This is a genomic window from Pantoea sp. PNA 03-3 (assembly GCF_003201175.1).
GTDB classification, from domain to species: Bacteria; Pseudomonadota; Gammaproteobacteria; order Enterobacterales; family Enterobacteriaceae; genus Pantoea; species Pantoea stewartii.
The window spans coordinates 2,322-5,312 of the sequence record NZ_QICO01000019.1 but is presented as its reverse complement, the minus strand read 5'-3'; the positions used below and the strand labels follow the sequence as shown (position 1 = coordinate 5,312).

The window sequence follows — 2,991 nt, the reverse complement described above, 5'->3', positions numbered from 1 at the left end:
TTATCCGGTAAACAAGGCTGAAAATTCTTCTGTCTCTCAACCCAAAACGCCTCTGGCGTTGTAAGGTTAAGCCTCACGGGTCATTAGTACCGGTAAGCTCAACGCATCGCTGCGCTTACACACCCGGCCTATCAACGTCGTCGTCTTCAACGTCCCTTCAGGAGGCTCGGAGCCTCAGGGAGAACTCATCTCGGGGCAAGTTTCGTGCTTAGATGCTTTCAGCACTTATCTTTTCCGCACTTAGCTACCGGGCAGTGCCACTGGCGTGACAACCCGGACACCAGCGGTGCGTTCACTCCGGTCCTCTCGTACTAGGAGCAACCCCCCTCAATTCTCCAGCGCCCACGGCAGATAGGGACCGAACTGTCTCACGACGTTCTAAACCCAGCTCGCGTACCACTTTAAACGGCGAACAGCCGTACCCTTGGGACCTACTTCAGCCCCAGGATGTGATGAGCCGACATCGAGGTGCCAAACACCGCCGTCGATATGAACTCTTGGGCGGTATCAGCCTGTTATCCCCGGAGTACCTTTTATCCGTTGAGCGATGGCCCTTCCATTCAGAACCACCGGATCACTATGACCTGCTTTCGCACCTGCTCGAGCCGTCACTCTCGCAGTCAAGCTGGCTTATGCCATTGCACTAACCTCCTGATGTCCGACCAGGATTAGCCAACCTTCGTGCTCCTCCGTTACGCTTTGGGAGGAGACCGCCCCAGTCAAACTACCCACCAGACACTGTCCGCAGCCCGGATCACGGGCCCACGTTAGAACACCAAACATTAAAGGGTGGTATTTCAAGGACGGCTCCACGCAGACTGGCGTCCACGCTTCAAAGCCTCCCACCTATCCTACACATCAAGGCTCAGTGTTCAGTGTCAAGCTGTAGTAAAGGTTCACGGGGTCTTTCCGTCTTGCCGCGGGTACACTGCATCTTCACAGCGATTTCAATTTCACTGAGTCTCGGGTGGAGACAGCCTGGCCATCATTACGCCATTCGTGCAGGTCGGAACTTACCCGACAAGGAATTTCGCTACCTTAGGACCGTTATAGTTACGGCCGCCGTTTACCGGGGCTTCGATCAAGAGCTTCTCCTTACGGATAACCCCATCAATTAACCTTCCGGCACCGGGCAGGCGTCACACCGTATACGTCCACTTTCGTGTTTGCACAGTGCTGTGTTTTTAATAAACAGTTGCAGCCAGCTGGTATCTTCGACTGGCCTCGGCTCCGGGAGCAAGTCCCTTCACCTACGCGCCAGCGTGCCTTCTCCCGAAGTTACGGCACCATTTTGCCTAGTTCCTTCACCCGAGTTCTCTCAAGCGCCTGGGTATTCTCTACCTGACCACCTGTGTCGGTTTGGGGTACGATTTCGTGTTACCTGATGCTTAGAGGCTTTTCCTGGAAGCAGGGCATTTATCACTTCAGCACCGTAGTGCCTCGTCGTCACGCCTCAGTGTAAAGTGCACCGGATTTGCCTGGCGCACACACCTACACGCTTAAACCGGGACAACCGTCGCCCGGCCGATATAGCCTTCTCCGTCCCCCCTTCGCAGTAACACCAAGTACAGGAATATTAACCTGTTTCCCATCGACTACGCCTTTCGGCCTCGCCTTAGGGGTCGACTCACCCTGCTCCGATTAACGTTGAACAGGAACCCTTGGTCTTCCGGCGACAAGGTTTTTCACCTTGTTTATCGTTACTTATGTCAGCATTCGCACTTCTGATACCTCCAGCATGCCTCACAGCACACCTTCGACGGCTTACAGAACGCTCCCCTACCCAGCAACGCTTGCGCGTCGCTGCCGCAGCTTCGGTGCATGGTTTAGCCCCGTTACATCTTCCGCGCAGGCCGACTCGACCAGTGAGCTATTACGCTTTCTTTAAATGATGGCTGCTTCTAAGCCAACATCCTGGCTGTCTGTGCCTTCCCACATCGTTTCCCACTTAACCATGACTTTGGGACCTTAGCTGGCGGTCTGGGTTGTTTCCCTCTTCACGACGGACGTTAGCACCCGCCGTGTGTCTCCCGTGATAACATTCTCCGGTATTCGCAGTTTGCATCGGGTTGGTAAGCCGGGATGGCCCCCTAGCCGAAACAGTGCTCTACCCCCGGAGATGAGTTCACGAGGCGCTACCTAAATAGCTTTCGGGGAGAACCAGCTATCTCCCGGTTTGATTGGCCTTTCACCCCCAGCCACAGGTCATCCGCTAATTTTTCAACATTAGTCGGTTCGGTCCTCCAGTTAGTGTTACCCAACCTTCAACCTGCCCATGGCTAGATCACCGGGTTTCGGGTCTATACCCTGCAACTTAACGCCCAGTTAAGACTCGGTTTCCCTGCGGCTCCCCTATACGGTTAACCTTGCTACAGAATATAAGTCGCTGACCCATTATACAAAAGGTACGCAGTCACACCACGAAGGTGCTCCCACTGCTTGTACGTACACGGTTTCAGGTTCTGTTTCACTCCCCTCGCCGGGGTTCTTTTCGCCTTTCCCTCACGGTACTGGTTCACTATCGGTCAGTCAGGAGTATTTAGCCTTGGAGGATGGTCCCCCCATATTCAGACAGGATACCACGTGTCCCGCCTTACTCATCGAACTCACAGCCTGTGCACCTTTGTGTACGGGAGTATCACCCTGTACCCTGCGACTTTCCAGACGCTTCCACTGATGCACAAGCTGATGCAGGTTCTGGGCTCCTCCCCGTTCGCTCGCCGCTACTGGGGGAATCTCGGTTGATTTCTTTTCCTCGGGGTACTTAGATGTTTCAGTTCCCCCGGTTCGCCTCATGCCGCTATGGATTCACTGCATGATAGTGTGACGAATCACACTGGGTTTCCCCATTCGGGTATCGCCGGTTATAGCGGTTCATATCACCTTACCGGCGCTTATCGCAGATTAGCACGCCCTTCATCGCCTCTGACTGCCAGGGCATCCACCGTGTACGCTTGGTCGCTTAACCTCACAACCCACAGGCGTTTTGCG

Annotated in this window: 1 rRNA gene; it reads right to left on the bottom strand. The window is 54.5% G+C overall.

Going from position 1 to position 2,991, the window contains the following annotated elements:
- Positions 1 to 62: 62 nt before the first annotated feature.
- Positions 63 to 2,968, bottom strand: a 23S ribosomal RNA gene (locus C7433_RS23450).
- Positions 2,969 to 2,991 lie beyond the last annotated feature (23 nt).